Raw genomic sequence first — 16224 nt, 5'->3', positions numbered from 1 at the left:
AGGTCTTCGCGGTTCAGGTCAGGAAGGTCTTGAGTTCGTGCACCAGCCGGCGGATATGGCCGGAGATCACCGGAGTTCCGAGATCCTTGAAGCGCTCCCGGAACCACGGGTTGACGCTGCCGCGGCCGGAGCTGGTCACCGAGCCGACCGGGATGAACTTCGCTCCCGAGCGGTGCACGGCGGCCATGGATTCGAACAGCTCCTCGCTGCGCCACTCGTAGAAGTCCGAGATCCACACCACGACGGTGTTGCGGGGCTCGGCGATCTCGGGGCGGACCAGCGCCATGGCGGCCGTGCCGTCGGTGCCGCCGCCCAGATTGGTGCGCAGCAGGGTCTCGAACGGGTCGTGCACCCAGGGTGTGAGGTCCAGCGCCTGGGTGTCGTAGGCGATCAGCCGCACATCCACCTTCGGCAGCCCGGCGAAGATCGAGGCCAGAATGGTGCAGTTGACCATCGAATCCACCATCGACCCCGACTGGTCCACCACGACGATCAGCCGCTGCGGCGTCGTTTTGCGCGCGGTGTGCCGGTAGTAGAGGCGGTCGACATACAGCCGCTCCTCCTCCGGGCTCCAGTTGGTGAGGTTCTTCCAGATGGTGCGGTCCAGGTCGAGATTGCGGAACACCCGCTTGGGCGGCACGGAGCGGTCCAGGGCACCGGCCGTGGCCTTCTCCACCTGGGTGCGCAGCACCTCGGCCACCTCGTCGACAAAGCGGCGGATCAGCGACTTGGCGTTGGCCAGGGCCACGCCGGAGAGGTTGTCCTTGTCCCGCAGCAACTGCTCGATCAGCGACATGCTCGGGGTCAGCCCGGCGGCGAGCGCGGGATCGGCCAGCACCTCGCGCAGCTTCATCCGCCTGACCAGATCGGCCTCGATGGCGCCGAGCTCCGGGCCGATCTCCGGGATCAGCGTGCCGGGTTCCGGCACGGCGGCCCGGCCGCCGCTGCCGTCCGGCCCGGCTCCCCCGCCGGCGCCGTCCGCCGCGGCACCCCGGCCCCGGCCGGGCCGTCCGGAGCGCAGCTCGCCGGGCCGGCAGCCCAGTGCCCGCTCCAGCCAGGCCGCGTCCGACTGCCAGCGGGCCAGCTGCCCGGCGGTGACCGCGCCCGAGCCGGCGGCGAAGACATTGAGCAGGACCTTGGAGGCCAGCGCGGCGCGCCGCACCTCGGCCGCCCGGTCACGGGCCCCGTCGGGCCCCGGCTCCGGGGCCATCAGCCCGTCGAACTCGGCGGCCAGCTCCGGGTGGCGCTGCACGATCGAGTCGACGGAGGTCCCCGGATCCAGCAGCCCGGCCGGCAGGCCGATGTCCTCCACCACGGCCAGGCTGGACGCTTCCAGGGTGGCCTGCTCGTCATGGTCGAACAGGCGGGCCAGCAGCCGCCAGTACAGGACCTGTCGGCGGTTGTCGTGCGCGTCCGCCGTTCCCGCTGCTTCCGTTGCTTCCGTTGCTTCCGTGCCGTCCGTCATTTCCGCAGCAGCCTTCCGGCCCGCTCGCGCAGCACGGTCACGGCAGCGGCGGCGGCCTTCTCGGCCTTGACCCCTGCCTTGTCGGTGGTGCCCCCGGCCCATGCCCCGGCGTGCAGGGTGACCTTCTTCTTGCGCACGGTCGTCTCCACGGCCAGCGGCTGCACACCGAACACCCCGGCGTCCCAGCGGAGCAGCCCGATACACGCCCCGGACGCGGCGACGGCCTCCGGGGTGAGGGGCCCGGCCTCCGGTATCCGGTCGATGTCCGCCACCAGGGGCTGCCCGGCCACGGTGAACACCACCGCACCGTCCCCTGCTGCGTCACCGTCACCGCCCGCGCGCTGTGCGGTGTAGCCCTCCAGGAAGACGGGCACCGCGATGCGCGCGGGATGGCGGTCCAGTGGCGCGGTCACCGGATCGGCGGCGCCGGGCAGCGCGACGCGGGCGGTGGCGAAGGCGTCGGCCGGCTCGCCCGGCCTGGCGTGCTCGTCGCTCCAGAGCAGATCCCCCTCGGCGGTGACCGGCATCGCCTCCAGTTCCATCGAGCGGCCCTCGCCGACGGCCGCCAGCAGCGACATGTGCGGGCGCAGCAACTGCCACAGACCGGCCCCGAGGATCGTGTCGGGCTTCGGCACCGACACCGACGCCCGCACCAGACGGGAGCCGGAGCCGTCCGCGGGCTCGAACACCGCGTGCACCTGCGCCTGCACGGCCGTCGGGTGCTCCTGGAGATCGATGCCCAGCGGGAGCAGCCGGCCGGTGGCGGTACCGGTGTGCGCGGCTGCGCCGCCGGCCGCGCCGGGCAGCGTCAGCAGCATGGCGCGCGACCACAGATCGGCCCAGCGGCGCTCCGGGACCCGCTCCAGGGCGGCGCCCGGGCAGCAGGCGGCGAGTTCGGCGGCGAAGCCGTCGAGCAGCGTCGCCGGCCGGCGCAGCGCCGGCTCCGGCAGCATCGCGGAGACCACCGGCGCCGCCCCGGCGACCACCTCGTGATCGATGCCGCGCCATCCGCAGCGCGCCAGCTCCGACAGCCAGGAACGGGCGGCGGCGAGCAGATTCGCCTTCTGTTCCGCGCCGGGGGCCGGCGCCGCCCCGGCCGCCTCGCCGCGGGGCCTGCCCGTCGCCTCCGCCACCCGCGCCATCAGCGCATCGTGCACCGAGCCGAGCAGTGCGGTGCGGGCGGCGGCGAGGGCGGCGAAATGGTCCTCGCCCGCCGCTCCGGCCGCGGCCTTCCCGGCCGCCTCGGCGACCCGGGCGGCCAGCGGCGTGCCCGCCACGGCATCGGCCAGCGCCGCCAGGCCGCCGGCCTGGTCGGGCCCCGGACGCAGCAGACCGGAGACCAGCACCCGGTCGAAGGCGTCCACGGCCGCAAGGGCCTCGTCCAGCCCGTCGATGCTCCCGGTGAGCAGATCGGCCCGCATCACGCCACCGCCCGGGTCGGCGGGAACCACTGCATCTCCGGCAGCGGCGCGGTGCCGGGCCGCAGCTCCAGGTAGGCCAGATGCCGCAGGAACCGGCTGAACACCGTAGCCGCGGCGGTGGCGTCCTGCTGCGACGGGCGCGCGGTGACCATGGTGCTGAACAGGGCGACCGAACTGGGCTCGTCGTCCCCCGCCGTCTCCACCCGCAGATAGCGGGCGACCCGCTCGCCGCCGTACTGGAGCACCGCCTCGTCGACCAGCGCCCGGATGTGGTTGCAGTACGAGCCCCGGGCGCCCCCGCAGGGCCGGTTGTTGTTGGTGCTGCACGCGAAGGCGTAACTGCCGGCCTCGACCGACGAGACATAGACCCGACCGATGTCCGAGCCGCTGGACACCACGCCCTGCAGCCGCCCGTCGGCCAGTTCCACAAACGGCACCTTGGCGAGCTTGCGCGGCCGGGCGGGCGGCGTCACCCGCGCCGTACTCGACCTCTCCCACTCCAACAACGCGCACCAACTCCTTTGCGGCAAGGGGGATTTCCCGCACCAGAGCGGCGCGGACACGATCGAACTTACCGACCCCCACTGACAACGCCGGCCGATCAAGGCCCCGGGAACCGCCCGTACACCGATCTCCGCAGGTGTTACCGAGAGTCAGCATCGATGACACAGGCGCTTGAACTCATTGGAGTTAGTCTAACTTGACTCAGTAATCTTGCCGTGGTGTCTTGGTTCGATGCGCCCCGATGACCTCTTCGACCGCGAGACCGAATGGGCCGATCTGGAGAACTTCGTCTCCTCCCCGGCCCCAGGAGTGCGCGTCGGCATCCTGTACGGCCGCCGCCGCACCGGGAAGAGTTTCCTGCTGCGGCGGCTGTGCCGTGCGTATGGAGGCCAGTACCACATGGCACAGGAGGAGGAGCCGCTGCCCGCCCTGCAGCGCTTCGCCGACACGGTGGCCGAAGGCCGTGGCCTGGCCCCGGGGCAGCTCCGCTTCCGCGACTGGGACGAGGCACTGCGCACGGTGCTGCGTCCGGTGCCCTCGGCCGCGGGACGACCCTCGCTGGTGGTACTGGACGAGCTTCCCTACCTGCTCACCCACCCCCTGGGCGCCCAGATCCCCTCGGCGCTGCAAGCGCTCGTCGACGAGAGCCGGGACGAACCGCAGCGGCCAGGAGCACGTGTCATCCTGTGCGGCTCCGCGCTGGCCGTCATGTCGGAACTGCTCTCCGGAGCCAAGGCGCTGCGGGGGCGGGCCGAACTCGACCTGATGCTGAGGCCCTTCGACTACCGCACCACCTCGGCCTACTACGGCATCCGTGACCCCGCGACCGCTCTCGCCATGTACGCGTTCTTCGGAGGCACCCCCGGCTATCGCGATCTTCTCGGCACGGCCTCACCTCAGGACCCGGCCCAGCTGGAAGAGCTTCTCCTCGCCACCGTCTTCAACCCCAGTCATGCTCTCTTCCAGGAAGCCGGTTTCCTGCTGCGCGAAGATCCGCGCATCCAGGACCGGGCGCTCTACCTGTCGATCCTGGGCGCCGTGGCGGCCGGGGCGACGTCCCCCGCCAAGGTCGCGGCGGCCATCGGGCGCGGCCAGCGGAGCCTGCACCATCCGCTCGACGTTCTGACCACCTCAGGTTTCCTGATCAAGGAAGACGATCTCCTGCTCCAGCGCCGCCCGGTGCTCCGCATCGCCGATCCCGTGGTGCGTCTGCATCAACTGGTGACCGTGCCGCGGCTCGCCGCGTTCGAGGAGCGCAGGCCACAGCCCGCCTGGAGGGCGGCCGAGCACACCGTGAGTGCCCAGATCCTCGGGCCGGCCTTCGAGCAGCTCGCACGGGAATGGACCGCCCGCTATGCGGCGGCGGACACACTCGGCGGCGCCATCGGCGAGGTGGGCAGCACGGTGGTGAACGACCCCGCGGGGCGCTCGCAGCACGAAATCGACGTAGTCGCTCTGGACGAAGGAGAACGCAGGCAGAGCCGGTCCCCCGTGCTCCGGGTCCTGGGCGAGGCAAAGGCCTCCGACCGGGTGCGGACCACGGCCGATCTGGACCGCCTCGACCGCGTCCGCGACCTGCTGTCGTCCCGCGGCGCCCAGGTCTCGGACGTGCGGCTGCTGCTCTTCGGACGGTCCGGATTCGATCAGCACCTGCAACAGGCCGCCGCCGCCCGTCATGACGTGGAACTGGTGGACCTGGAACGCCTGTGGCACGGCCGGTGAAGCGGACCGCACGGGCGGGAGAAGTCGGCGCTCAGTTCGCGTATGAAGGCGGCCCAGGACGGTGCCGGGAAGGCCGGCGCCGCGCCGCCGGGGGCCTTGCCGTCACGGACCGGGAAGGCCCGGCGCCGGGGAGCCGTGGCCGCCTCGACGCAGTCCCCACCCGCCTGGTTGCTGTAGCTGCTGCTGCGCCAGACGGCGCCGGTCGTCTCGCAGCGGGATGTGCGCCTGACGGTGATTGCCCTCCAGCCTGGTGGACGTACGGCGGGCCGGGGGTGGCTCAGGGGTGGTTGGCCGGGGTGGGGGTGAGGGGGGTGCCGGGGTGGGTGAGGACGAAGTGGTGCGGCACCATCAGGGTGGAGCTGTCGGGCAGGCGCTGGGTGAGGTGGGCGCGGAGTTCTTCGACCGGGACGTCGCCGTGAGCCGGGTGGACGTGCGCCACCAGGCGTTCCGCTCCCTCGTTCTCGCTCACCGATACCCGGGCCGAGCGCACGGCGGGGTGGGATTCCAGCGCTGCCGCGATCTCCGGCAGGCTGACCCAGCAGTTGTCACAGCGGACCAGACCCGCCGTCGGCTGGATCTCCGGCGGCATCGGCAGTTCGCCGAGCGGGATGTCCCCGGCGTCCGCCAGCTGAACGAGCAGGCTGTCGAGCCAGTGCAGCACGCCTTCCGGATCCTTGAAGTAGCGCCGGTCCACGTCCAGCGTGACGACGTCCCGTCCGGACAGGACGGTGAACTCGACCGACGGGCCGTGAGTGGACTCCCGCGTGACCGCACGGCCGCTGATTCCGTCCGGTTCGTCGTCCGCCGCGAGTTCCGGGGCGAGTTCCTGCAGGTAGTTGACGAAGACCTGATCCCGGAAGTGGATGCCTCTCCGGTCCTGCACCCTCCGCACGATCTCGTCGTACTGCCCGTTGGAGAAGTTGGCGCTGCGCATGGCCCGGACCGTGGTCCGCAGGACCCGCTGGGCGATCCGGAAGAAGCCGGGATTCCCGGAGAGGTCGAAGAAGACCGGGACGGTCCGCGCCATTTTCCCCACCACCGTCAGCTCGGACTTCTCGACGCGATTGACCGCCTGCATGAGGAACCGGCACCCGTCGACCCCGGAGCTCAGCGCGTAGTAGACCGCCAGGACGGAGAGCCAGACCGCCGGCTCGGTGACCTGGCACCGGTCGGCGATCTGCCGGGCCGCGCGGTGGCCGGCCGGCGAATGCAGATAGGTGGAGGTGAAGTGGGGCTCGCCGTCGTTCTCGCTCTCCGTGAAGAGGGACTGCGGGGCGCTTTGCAGGCACTGCTCCAGATACGTCAGGGCCATTTCGTTGCGCCGCCGCCCTTCCGGGGAATCCTCCCGGGCCGCCACCTCGCGCGGCTGCATCGGACGGGGCCGGTCCACCCGCCCGCGGGTGAGGGCCTCCAGAAGCTCCTCGTAGACCAGGCGCAGACCCCACCGGTCCATCGCGATGTGCTGGAAGACGATCACCAGTGCCTGGCGGGTGCCGCAGTCCACCAGGCCCGCGCGGAACGGGAGCTCCCCGCCCAGGTCGAAGGGGTCCCGCGACAGGCGGTCCAGCAGAGCGCGCTTCGCCTCCCGGAAGCCGGCGGCGTCCGTGACGACCGTCTCGACGTCCGGGCGTACGTCGTCGTGCACGATCTGGACCGGGGAGCCCGCCGGGTCCGCACCGACGGTGGTGCGCAGCCCTTCGTGCCGGCGCACCACGGCGGCCAGCGCCTCCGCACCGGTCATCACGGCCGAAGCGGGGTCGAATTCGACGGTCAGATCCTGCAGTATCCAGGCCGGCAGCGGTCCGCCCGCGCTTTCCTGGACGACCAGCCACATGCCCTCTTGCCCTCGGGTCAGCTTCGTCGGCGGCATCGTCATCGGAATCAGACCAGCACGGCGCCGCCGCCGCTGCGGCGGTCCCGGTTGCGGCGGTTGTCGAGGTGGACGAAGACGCGGTGCAGCCACCGGTCCGATCCGTCGTAGCGCGGGGTGAAGGCGCCGCGGCCATGGACCACCAGCCGGTTGTCGAGAAACGCCATCTCGCCCGTCCCCAGCTCCGGGGCGCTGCGCACCGATTCCAGGGCGGACCGCAGTCCTTCCAGCGCCCTGGCGCCTTCCTCGTCACGCGCGGAGGTGGCGTGGAAGTCCACCCTGATGTCCGGGTCACCGGGATCGCCGGACAGCACCGGGTGGAGGGAGGAGCAGCCGAGGCTGTTGAACGACGGCGGTGCGGCGGTCATGAACCGGGGCTCGCGCAGGACGGCGATGTCCCGCTCGGCGAGCAGCGGCAGGGCGCGCCGGATGGACGCGATGTGCGTGCCGACGCCCTCCCGGGCCGGCCGCAGGCACAGCAGCCCGACATAGTCGGGACGGTTGGGGTGGAAGGCGTTCTCGGTGTGGAACTCCAGTGATACCGAGCCGCCGTTGCTCTGCGAGCTCTCCAGGGCCGGCACCGGGACGACGTTCTGCACCAGCGCCCCGCCCTTCTCGTCCCGGTAGGCGATGATCTCGCCGAGCTGGATGCCGATCAGCATCGCGATCGCGGCCGGACCGGTGGCCGCGGGCTCGACGGACCCCGGCGCGTTCGGGGTGGGCGGCAGGGTCTCGCCGGAGATCGGCAGGCCGCTGATCAGCAGCAGGCCGTCCGCTCCCGGATCGTTGCGATAGGCGCGGACCGCCTGGAGCAGCCGGACGGGCAGCTCGCAGCTCGCGGTGCGTGCGGCCGCGATCCAGTCGGGGTGGTCAACGGCGCCCGGCTCGGTCCGGGAGAGCCTCTCGGCCAGGGCGGCGATGCCCGTCGCCTCCTGCGGCGTCAGCCCGATCCGCATCCTGTCGCGCGCCGGCGCGTCCGTCTCGGTGGCGGGTCCTGCCGTCACGTCCATGTCTCCCTCGGCGGAAGGTGTGATGAATCGGTGTCACCTTCGTCGCCGTTCGCACAGACCTTCCAGGCATGGGACCGGCAACTCGCCGCGGGCAACTTGCCGCCCCGATGCCTGGCCCACGCACGGACGCGGAGACGAAGCTCGCCAGGCGGTGCTGCGCGCCAGGCGGCGCGGTGCCGCGGAGCTGCCCGGCCGGCGAGCGGCAGGAGAGGTGACCGAAGTGACCAGCGCAGTGGGCGAACTGCCGATGCCCATGCCCACGCACGCCGTCGAGACCTTGCTGTGCTCGGTGTGGGGCGGGTTTTTCGGCTGCCCGGTGGGCCCCGACGACGACTTCTTCGAGCTGGGTGGCGACTCCCTCGCCGTCCTGGACATCGTGCTGGAGGCTCGCCGGCAAGGGCTGGAGCTGCGTACTTCGCAGGCCCTGCGGCACTCCACACCGGCGCGGCTGGCGGAGGCGGTGACGGTGCGCCACGCCGGCCGGGCGCCGCGCCGGCTGCTGGACCTGGTGAGCGCCGCGCTGGACGGCATGGTGGACGACGCGGGGGACGGCCCCGCGGACGCCGCGATGGACCCGGTGGACGCGATGGACCCGGTGGACGCGGTGGACACAGTGGACACGGTGGACACAGTGGACACGGTGGACGACGGGACGCGGCCGGAGGAGCCGCACGGCCCGCCGCCGCTGTTCGTGATCCACTCCGACAGCCACCGCACGGCCGAGCGGGAGGCGCTGCTGCGGTGGGGACTCGGCCGCCCGCTGCACGGCCTGCGCCTGCCGGGCCTCGACGGCACGGTCACCGACGGCGCGGGAATCGTCCGGGCCGCCCACGCCGTGGCCCGGGCGGTAGGCGCCCGCCAGCCGGACGGACCGGTGTCGATCGCCGGATTCGGCCTCGGCGCGGTGTTCGCCGGCGAGACGGCCCGGGCGCTGCGCGCGGCCGGGAGGCAGGTCGGGCTGCTGGCGCTGGTGTCCCCCGAGCCGCTGGACGCCGCGGTGCCGGGGCGGACCGCCCTGCTGGCCGAGCGGGTCGCGCAGCTGGGCGCCCGGTTCGGGCTGGGCGACGAGGACGGCGCGCGGGAGCTGCTGGACCGCTCCCATGCGGCCGGCTGGTTCCGGGACGCGGGTTCTCCCGCGGAACTCGTCCGGATGCAGGCGGCCTGGGTGAAGCTGACCGCCGCGGCCGGCGGGCACCGCCCCGGCGGCTTCGACGGTCCGGCGCTGCTGGCCGTGGACGAGGCGGACCTGGCGCGTGCCGAAAAGGTGTGGCGGCCCGCGGCGCCGGCCGCGATGGAGGTGTGCCGCCTGGAACACGGTCTGCGCTCACCGGCGGGCGCGCTGCGTGATCCGCGTCTCGCCGAGGCGCTGCGAGGGGGTTGTGGGTCGTGAATGGTGCGGGTACACCGACGCGCTGGTTCGCCCGGCCGCGGAAGGTTCCCGACCCGGCACTGCGGCTGGTGTGCTTTCCGCATGTCGGGGCCGGTGGCGCGGCGTTCAACGAGTGGACGGAGCTGCTGCCCGCCGGAGTCGAACTGTGCGCGGTGCGCTTCCCGGGGCGGGAGAACCGGCTGCACGAGCCGCTGCTGGACGATCCCGGGCAGGCGGTGGACGCGGTGCTGACCGCGCTGCTGCCGCTGCTGGACCGTCCCTTCGTGCTGCTCGGCCACTGCTCCGGCAGTGTTCTGGCGTATGAGTGCGCCCGCCGGCTCCAGCTCTCGGGCGGCCCGGCACCGGCCCTGGTGGTGGTCTCCTCGGCCGAGGGGCCGTCGGTGCGCGACATCCCGGACCCGCTGCATCTGCTGCCCCGGGACGAGTTGCTGGCCCGGGTGGCCGACTACGGCGGGACGGCCCGGCAGGTGCTGGCCGACCCGGATCTGATGGCGATGTTCGAGCGGGTGCTGCGGGCGGACTACCGCGTGGTCGAGCGGCTGCGGTACTCCCCGGGGCCCGCGCTCACCGCACCGCTCACGGTGATCGGCGGGCGGCAGGACCGGTTCGTGTCCGAACAGGCGCTGCGGGCGTGGGCCGGTGAGACCACCGCCGCCTTCTCGCTGCACATGCTGGACGCCCCGCACTATCTGCTGCGGCACGCGGGCGCGGCGGTGGCCGCGCTGCTCCAGGACCTGCTCCACGCCGGGGTGCGGCGATGACCGGGGACGGGATGATGTCGCTGCCCACGGCCTGGCGGCCGGGGCACACGGCCGACGCGGCCGACGCGGCCGATGCTCACGTGCGGTACCAGGCGGTCGTGGAGACGGACCCGGGCACGGAGCCGGCGGTGCTGCTGGCGGTCCATGTCAAGGTGCTGGGCATGCTGTCGGAGGACCGGCGGTTCCGCACCGCCGTCCGGCTGGACGACGGCAGGGAGAGCGAGCTGCGGGTCGATCTGCGGCGGGTGCGCACCTGGCGGGAACTCACCGCGGCGCTGACCCCTCCGGCGGGCGGCCCGGCACCGGAGGCCGGTGAGGCCACCCCTGGCTCCCCGGACTCCCCGGACACCCCGGACACTCCGGACTCCCCGGATACCGTGCTGTTCGACACCGCCGCCGCCACCGATCCCGGGCCATCCGGCCGGTACGGGCTGGTGGTGACGGCGCGGAAGGGCGACCGGCTGCGGCTGTCCGCCGACGGGCGGGTGCTCTCCCGCACCGCGTTCGACCGGCTCACGGAGCTGTACCGCTGCGCGCTGCGCACCGCCGCCGCCGACCCGGACGGCGATGTGCGGGCCGCGTGCCTGCCGGACGCGGAGCGGCGCGCGGTGCTGGAGCGGTGGAGCTCGGGCGGGAGTGCCGAGCGCGGACCGGGAACCGTCCTGGACCTGTTCCAGGAGCAGGCGCGGCGCAGCCCGGACGCACCCGCGGTGCGGTGCCCGGGCACCGTCATCGGCTACCGGGAGCTGGACGAGCGCTCCGACCGCGTCGCGGCGCTGCTGGCGGCGCGCGGGGCGGGGCCGGAGCTGCCGGTCGGGGTGTCGCTGCGCAGCGGCCCGGACCTGCTGCCGGCGCTGCTCGGCGTATGGAAGACCGGGGCGCCGTATCTGCCGCTGGACGTGAGCCTGCCCGCCGCCCGGCTGCACACCATGGCCGCCTCCGCGCGGTGCCGGCAGGTGCTGACGGATGCCGCGCACCTGCCGCTGTGGGAGGGCGTCGCGGGGGTGGAGACCCTGGTGCCGGACGCCGCGCCGCCGGCCGGCCGCCCTCCGGCCGGCGGCCCCGCGGTGCGGCCGGGCCCGGGAAGCCCGGCGTATGTGATGTACACCTCGGGCTCCACGGGACGCCCCAAGGGCGTCCTGGTGCACCACGCCGGCCTGGTCAACTACATCTGGTGGACCGCCGAGAACTACGCCTCCCGGGGGACGGGCGGTTCGCCGTTCTTCACCTCCATCGGCTTCGACCTGGGGGTGCCGAGCCTGTTCACGCCGCTCGTCACGGGGCAGACAGTGGATCTGCTGCCCGATCCGCTGGACCCGGCGGACCTGGGCGCGCTCCTGGCGGCGGGCAGCCCGTACAGCTTTGTCAAGTGCACCCCCGGGCATCTCAACATGCTGAGCCTGGAACTGACGCCGCGGCAGGCGCACGACCTGGCCGGCCTGGTGATCGCGGGAGGTGACGCCTTCACCGGTGAGCTGGCCCGGCGGTGGCTGGACCTGGCGGGGCCGGGCGGCACCGCGGTCGCCACCGAGTACGGCCCGACCGAGATCACCGTGGGGAACTCCGGCGAGGTGGTGGACGATCCCGATCCGCACGGTCTGATCCCCCTGGGCCGGCCCATCCCCCACACCACGATGTATGTGCTCGACGAGCTGCTCGAACCGGTGCCGGCCGGGGTGCCGGGCGAGGTGTGCGTCGGCGGTGACGGGGTCGCCTACGGCTATCTGGGGGAGCCGGCGCGCACCGCGGAACGTTTCCTCCCCGACCCCTACGGCGCACCCGGGTCCCGGCTCTACCGGACCGGAGACCGGGCCGCCTGGACCGACTCGGGCGACCTGGAATTCCTCGGCCGCACCGACCACCAGCTCAAGATCCGCGGCTACCGGGTCGAGGCCGGCGAGGTGCGCCAGGCCCTGCGCCGCATCCCGGGCGTCGCCGACGCCGTGGTGGCGGCGGTGGGGCGGCCCGCGCGCCTGGCCGCGTTCCTCGTCGCCGCGGACCCGGCGCCGGAGAGTGCGCCGGACCCGGCGCGGGTGCGTGCCCGGCTGTCCCGGGAGCTGCCCGACTACATGGTCCCGTCCGATGTGGTGGTGGTGGACGCCCTGCCGCTGACCGCCAACGGCAAGGTGGACCGGGGCGCCCTCCAGGCGCTGCTGCCGGGCCGGGCGGGACGGGGCGGCGGCCCGGCCCCGCGTCCCTCGCCGTCCGGCGCCGGTGCCGGTGCCGGTGACCGTGATGTGCGCGACGCCCCCGATACCCGTGACATCAGCAAGCCCCGCGAAACCGGTGAAAGGAGCACGGTGAACGAGAACCCGGCCGAGCACGACGCCTCCTCCTCGGAGCCGCTCCACCAGGTGGTGCTCAACCACGAGGAGCAGTACTCCCTGTGGCCGGCGGACCGCGAGCCCCCGCCGGGCTGGCGGGCCGAGGGCTTCACCGGCACCCGGCAGGACTGCCTCACCCGGATTTCCGAGGTGTGGCGGGACCTGCGTCCGCTCAGTGTCCGCCGCACCACAGGGAGCTGACCGGTGTCCGTCATGCTGCCGGAACTCATCCTGGACTCGGTCCGGCGACACCCGGACTCCCCCGCCGTGATCGCCCCGGACGGGACCGTCACCTATCACGAACTGGGCGAGCGGGCCGGGCGGCTCGCGGCCGCGCTGCGCGTGCACGGCGTCGGCCCGGAGTCGGCGGTCGGCATTCTGGTCGCCCCCGGCCCGGACCTGGTCGCCGCGGTGCTGGGCACCTGGCTGGCCGGCGCGGCTTACGTCCCCGTCGATCCGCTGGCGCCCGCGGAACGCCGGGCCCGGGTCCTGGCGCTGGCCGGGGCCACCGTGCTGCTGGCCGACCACGCGCCCGTCCTGACCGCCCCCGACGCCGCCCCCGACGCCGCAGCACCGGCACCGCCGGCGGTGGTACGGACCGACGTGCCGGGCCCGCCGCCGGATCCCACCGTGTCAGGCGGCCCGACGCCGCACCGGCGCGCCGCCTACATGGTGTTCACCTCCGGCTCGACGGGCACGCCCAAGGGCGTCGTGGTCGAGCACGCCGGTATCGCCAACCGCGTGCTGTGGGGCATCGAGGCGCTCGGCCTGACCGCGGCGGACCGCATCCTGCAGAAGACCCCGCTCACCTTCGACGCCGCGGCCTGGGAGGTGCTGGCCCCGCTGGTCACCGGCGCGCCGGTGGTCTTCGGCAGCCCGGACGCCGGGCGGGACGCCACCGCCCTGGTGGCCTCGCTGCGGGAGACCGGCGCGACGGTCCTCCAGGTGGTGCCTTCCCTGCTGCGGCTGCTCGCCGCGGAGCCCGGGCTGGAGGAGTGCCGCGCCCTGCGCACGGTGTGCTGCGCCGGTGAGCCGCTGCACGCCGAGCTGTGCGAGCGCGTCCGCCGCCGGGTCGATGTCGAGATCTGGAACACCTACGGGCCCACCGAGTGCTCGATCGACATCACCGCGGCCCGGTTCGACCCCGCCCAGCGGAGCGGACCGGTGCCCATCGGCCGGCCGATCGACAACATGCGGGTGCGGCTGCTGCCCGCCGGGGCCGCGCCCGGCTCCGCCCCGGACACCGGCGAGCCGCAGCACGGCCCGGACACGCTGTTCGAGCTGTACGCGGCCGGTCCCGGGGTCGCCCGCGGCTACCACGGGGACCCGGCGCAGACCGCCGAGCGTTTCCTCCCCGACCCCGCCGGCCCGCCCGGGGCGCGCATGTACCGCACCGGCGATCTGGTGCGCCGGGCCGCGGACGGCACGCTGTCCTTCGTCCGGCGGGCGGACGCCCAGGTGAAGATCAACGGCGTGCGGATCGAACCCGGCGAGGTCGAGGCGGCCCTGGAACGCCACCCGTCGGTGGTCGCGGCGGCGGCGGCTCCGGTGGACGATCCGCGCGGGCCGCGCCGGCTGGGCGCCTGGGTCGTCACCGCGGGCGGCGGCGAACCGTCCGGCCTCCTGGACTTCCTGCGGCAGCGGCTGCCCGCGTCGCTGGTGCCGTCCGTCATCACCACGGTCCCGGCGCTGCCGGTCACCGCCAGCGGCAAGACCGACCGCTCGCGGCTGCCGGAGCCCGACTGGGAACGGCGGCCGGCCCGGGCCCGGGAGAACGGCGGGGAGGCGGCGGACGGTACCGCCGTCACCCGCCCGACCACCGAGCAGGCGCTGGTACTCGCCGCCTGGCGGGAGGTGCTGGGCGTCGGCGAGGTGGACCTCGACGACGACTTCTTCCGTCTCGGCGGACACTCGCTGCTGATGACCCGGCTCTCCGTGGTCCTCGCCGAGACCTCCGGGGTGGAGCTCGACTTCCGGGAGCTGTTCTTCGCCGCGACCCCGCGCCGCCAGGCCGAGCTGCTGACCGAGGTGGCCCGGACCGGGCCGATCGGCACGCTGCCCGACGGGGCCCGGATACCGCTCTCCCCGGGCCAGGAACGCTTCTGGCTCCAGGACCGGCTGAACCCCGGCAGCCCCGAATACCTGCTGCCCATCCTGTGCTGGTTCCCCTCCGCCGTCCCCGAGCGGACCATCCGGGAGGCCGTGGAACTGCTGGTCGCCCGCCATGAACCGCTGCGGACCCGCTACGCGATGGACGCGGACGGGCTGCACGCCGTCGTGCTGCCCGCCCCTGTCGTCCCGGACTTCCAGGCCGTCGACACCACACCCGCCGAGGCGGTCCGGCAGGCGCGGGCCGCACTGGCGGAGGGCTTCGACCTGGCCGCCGCTCCCCCGGTGCGCTACCGCCTGATCCGCGACGGCGGGGACGAACAGCTCCTGCTCGTGGTGAGCCACCACATCGCCGGGGACGGCTGGTCCTCCCGGGTGCTCGAACGCGATCTGCGGGAGCTGGTCGAGGCCGCCGGCCGGGGCCGGCCCGCCGCGCTGGCCGGGCTGCCGGTGCGCTACCGGGACGCCGTCGCCTGGCAGCGCGACCGGCTCACCCCCGAGGTGGCAGCCGAACAGCTCGGCTACTGGCGCACCGCGCTGGACGGCATGGCGCCGCTGGAGCTGCCCGGGGCACCGGAACGGCCGCGGTACCGCGGTATCGAGGGCGCCGCCGTCGAGGTGGCGCTGCCGGCCGGGGACAGCGAGGCGCTGCTGGCGGCCGGCCGGGCCGCCGGGGTGTCGGCGCACAGCGTGTTCCTCACCCTGTGGACGGTGCTGCTGGCCCGGGCGGCCGGGCACTGGGACTTCGGGGTCGGGACCCCGCACGCCGGCCGCGACCGGCCCGAACTGCACGACCTCGTCGGCCTGTTCATCAATGTCGTGGTGATACGCGCCCGGCTGGACCCGCAGGTGTCCTTCCGCACCGCCGTGGAACGCGTCGGCCGGGTGTGCCGGGAGGCGTTCGCGCATGGCGCGGTGCCGTTCGAGCAGGTGGCGAACGAGGTGGAACCGGAGCGGGACCAGTCCCGCACCCCGGTGTTCCAGACCCTGTTCACGCTGAGCGGCGACGGGATGGTCGGCCAGGAGGTCGGCGAACGCGACCTGCGGCTGCTGGCCGAGATCTGGAAAGTGGCCCGCACCGATGTGGGGCTCACCCTGTGGCCGCACCGGGCCGGCGGCTTCGGCGGCGCCGTGGAGTACGCGGTGCAGGTGATGTCCGAGCACACCGCGCGGGAGCTCGCGGAGCGCTTCCGGGCGCTGGCGGCGGTGTTCGCCGCGGACCCGGACCTGCCCGTCGGCACACCCCTGCCGCAGTCCACCGCCACCGCCGCCGGCAATGCCGGCCGCGGGGACGACGGCGCGGGCGCCCCGGCCGCCGGGGAAACCACCGGCGAGACCTCCGGGGAGTCACTGGTGACGGCCACGGTCCTCGGCTTCATCCGCGAAGTGCTCCAGCGGGACGACGTGGGCCCCGAGGACAACGTGCTCAGCCACGGCGGCACGTCGCTGATGGCGGCGAGGCTGCTGTGGAACATCCAGAACGCTTTCGGGGTCGAGGTCTCGATGCGGGTGTTCTTCGACCGGCCGACGGCCGCCGCGCTGGCCGAGGAGGTCGGACGGCTGCTCCAGGCGGAGCTGGACGGACAGGCCGTGTCGGCCGGCTGACACCACTGGCACCCCTGGAACCGCTGGCACCTCTGGCACTCCT

General features: G+C 73.9%; 11 protein-coding genes. 5 read left to right on the top strand and 6 right to left on the bottom strand.

Annotated features, from left to right (window positions below):
* Positions 1–13 precede the first annotated feature (13 nt).
* The 3 genes from BM242_RS10365 to BM242_RS10355 are packed head-to-tail and all read right to left on the bottom strand — an operon-like array spanning position 14 to position 3392.
* Positions 14–1465 (bottom strand): vWA domain-containing protein, encoded by a 1452-nt coding sequence (locus BM242_RS10365; RefSeq protein ID WP_093838449.1) that lies wholly within the window; start codon positions 1463–1465, stop codon positions 14–16.
* On the bottom strand, positions 1462–2916 hold the full coding sequence (locus BM242_RS10360; RefSeq protein ID WP_093838448.1) for a hypothetical protein: 1455 nt from the start codon (positions 2914–2916) through the stop codon (positions 1462–1464). Before BM242_RS10360 ends, BM242_RS10365 begins: the two co-directional genes overlap by 4 nt.
* Positions 2886–3392, bottom strand: a complete 507-nt coding sequence (locus tag BM242_RS10355) for a hypothetical protein (RefSeq protein WP_093838447.1) — start codon at positions 3390–3392, stop codon at positions 2886–2888. Before BM242_RS10355 ends, BM242_RS10360 begins: the two co-directional genes overlap by 31 nt.
* Before the next feature lie 229 nt (positions 3393–3621).
* Here BM242_RS10355 and BM242_RS10350 point away from each other — a divergent pair, with 229 nt between their 5' ends.
* Entirely contained in the window at positions 3622–5112 is a 1491-nt protein-coding gene (locus BM242_RS10350; protein WP_093838446.1) for an ATP-binding protein, read from the top strand.
* Here BM242_RS10350 and BM242_RS10345 read toward each other — a convergent pair.
* The 3 genes from BM242_RS10345 to BM242_RS10335 are packed head-to-tail and all read right to left on the bottom strand — an operon-like array spanning position 5064 to position 7992.
* Positions 5064–5348 carry a DUF397 domain-containing protein gene (locus BM242_RS10345; protein WP_093838585.1) on the bottom strand — a complete coding sequence of 95 codons (285 nt, stop codon included), beginning with the start codon at positions 5346–5348 and terminating at the stop codon, positions 5064–5066. The two genes, BM242_RS10350 and BM242_RS10345, sit on opposite strands and share 49 nt — an antisense overlap.
* A 41-nt stretch (positions 5349–5389) precedes the next feature.
* Entirely contained in the window at positions 5390–6988 is a 1599-nt protein-coding gene (locus tag BM242_RS10340) for a condensation domain-containing protein (RefSeq protein ID WP_093838445.1), read from the bottom strand.
* 5 nt (positions 6989–6993) lie between these two features.
* On the bottom strand, positions 6994–7992 hold the full coding sequence (locus tag BM242_RS10335; protein ID WP_425443828.1) for a TauD/TfdA family dioxygenase: 999 nt from the start codon (positions 7990–7992) through the stop codon (positions 6994–6996).
* Positions 7993–8212: 220 nt separating this feature from the next.
* Between BM242_RS10335 and BM242_RS28870 the strand changes: the two genes are divergently transcribed.
* From BM242_RS28870 to BM242_RS10315, 4 genes are all read left to right on the top strand, one after another.
* Positions 8213–9382, top strand: coding sequence for a phosphopantetheine-binding protein (locus tag BM242_RS28870; RefSeq protein WP_175541349.1), 1170 nt, complete (start codon positions 8213–8215; stop codon positions 9380–9382).
* Between the two features lie 68 nt (positions 9383–9450).
* Positions 9451–10143 carry a thioesterase II family protein gene (locus BM242_RS10325; RefSeq protein WP_175541348.1) on the top strand — a complete coding sequence of 231 codons (693 nt, stop codon included), beginning with the start codon at positions 9451–9453 and terminating at the stop codon, positions 10141–10143.
* Positions 10140–12668 (top strand): amino acid adenylation domain-containing protein, encoded by a 2529-nt coding sequence (locus BM242_RS10320; RefSeq protein WP_093838443.1) that lies wholly within the window; start codon positions 10140–10142, stop codon positions 12666–12668. The genes BM242_RS10325 and BM242_RS10320 overlap by 4 nt, the downstream gene beginning before the upstream one ends.
* Positions 12669–12680: 12 nt before the next feature.
* On the top strand, positions 12681–16181 hold the full coding sequence (locus BM242_RS10315; RefSeq protein WP_245833984.1) for an amino acid adenylation domain-containing protein: 3501 nt from the start codon (positions 12681–12683) through the stop codon (positions 16179–16181).
* Positions 16182–16224: the final 43 nt, after the last annotated feature.

Source organism: Streptomyces aidingensis (assembly GCF_900112355.1).
In the GTDB taxonomy this organism is placed as follows: Bacteria; Actinomycetota; Actinomycetes; order Streptomycetales; family Streptomycetaceae; genus Streptomyces; species Streptomyces aidingensis.
The sequence above is the reverse complement of the archived record's forward strand: the minus strand, read 5'-3'. Positions and strand labels throughout refer to the sequence as shown.

Coding starts and splice junctions, on each gene's coding strand:
- BM242_RS10320 (WP_093838443.1), top strand. CDS start 10,140: ATGACCGGGGACGGGATGATGTCGCTGCCCACGGCCTGGCGGCCGGGG.
- BM242_RS10315 (WP_245833984.1), top strand. CDS start 12,681: ATGCTGCCGGAACTCATCCTGGACTCGGTCCGGCGACACCCGGACTCC.
- BM242_RS10365 (WP_093838449.1), bottom strand. CDS start 1,465: ATGACGGACGGCACGGAAGCAACGGAAGCAACGGAAGCAGCGGGAACG.
- BM242_RS10335 (WP_425443828.1), bottom strand. CDS start 7,992: ATGGACGTGACGGCAGGACCCGCCACCGAGACGGACGCGCCGGCGCGC.
- BM242_RS10350 (WP_093838446.1), top strand. CDS start 3,622: ATGCGCCCCGATGACCTCTTCGACCGCGAGACCGAATGGGCCGATCTG.
- BM242_RS10340 (WP_093838445.1), bottom strand. CDS start 6,988: ATGACGATGCCGCCGACGAAGCTGACCCGAGGGCAAGAGGGCATGTGG.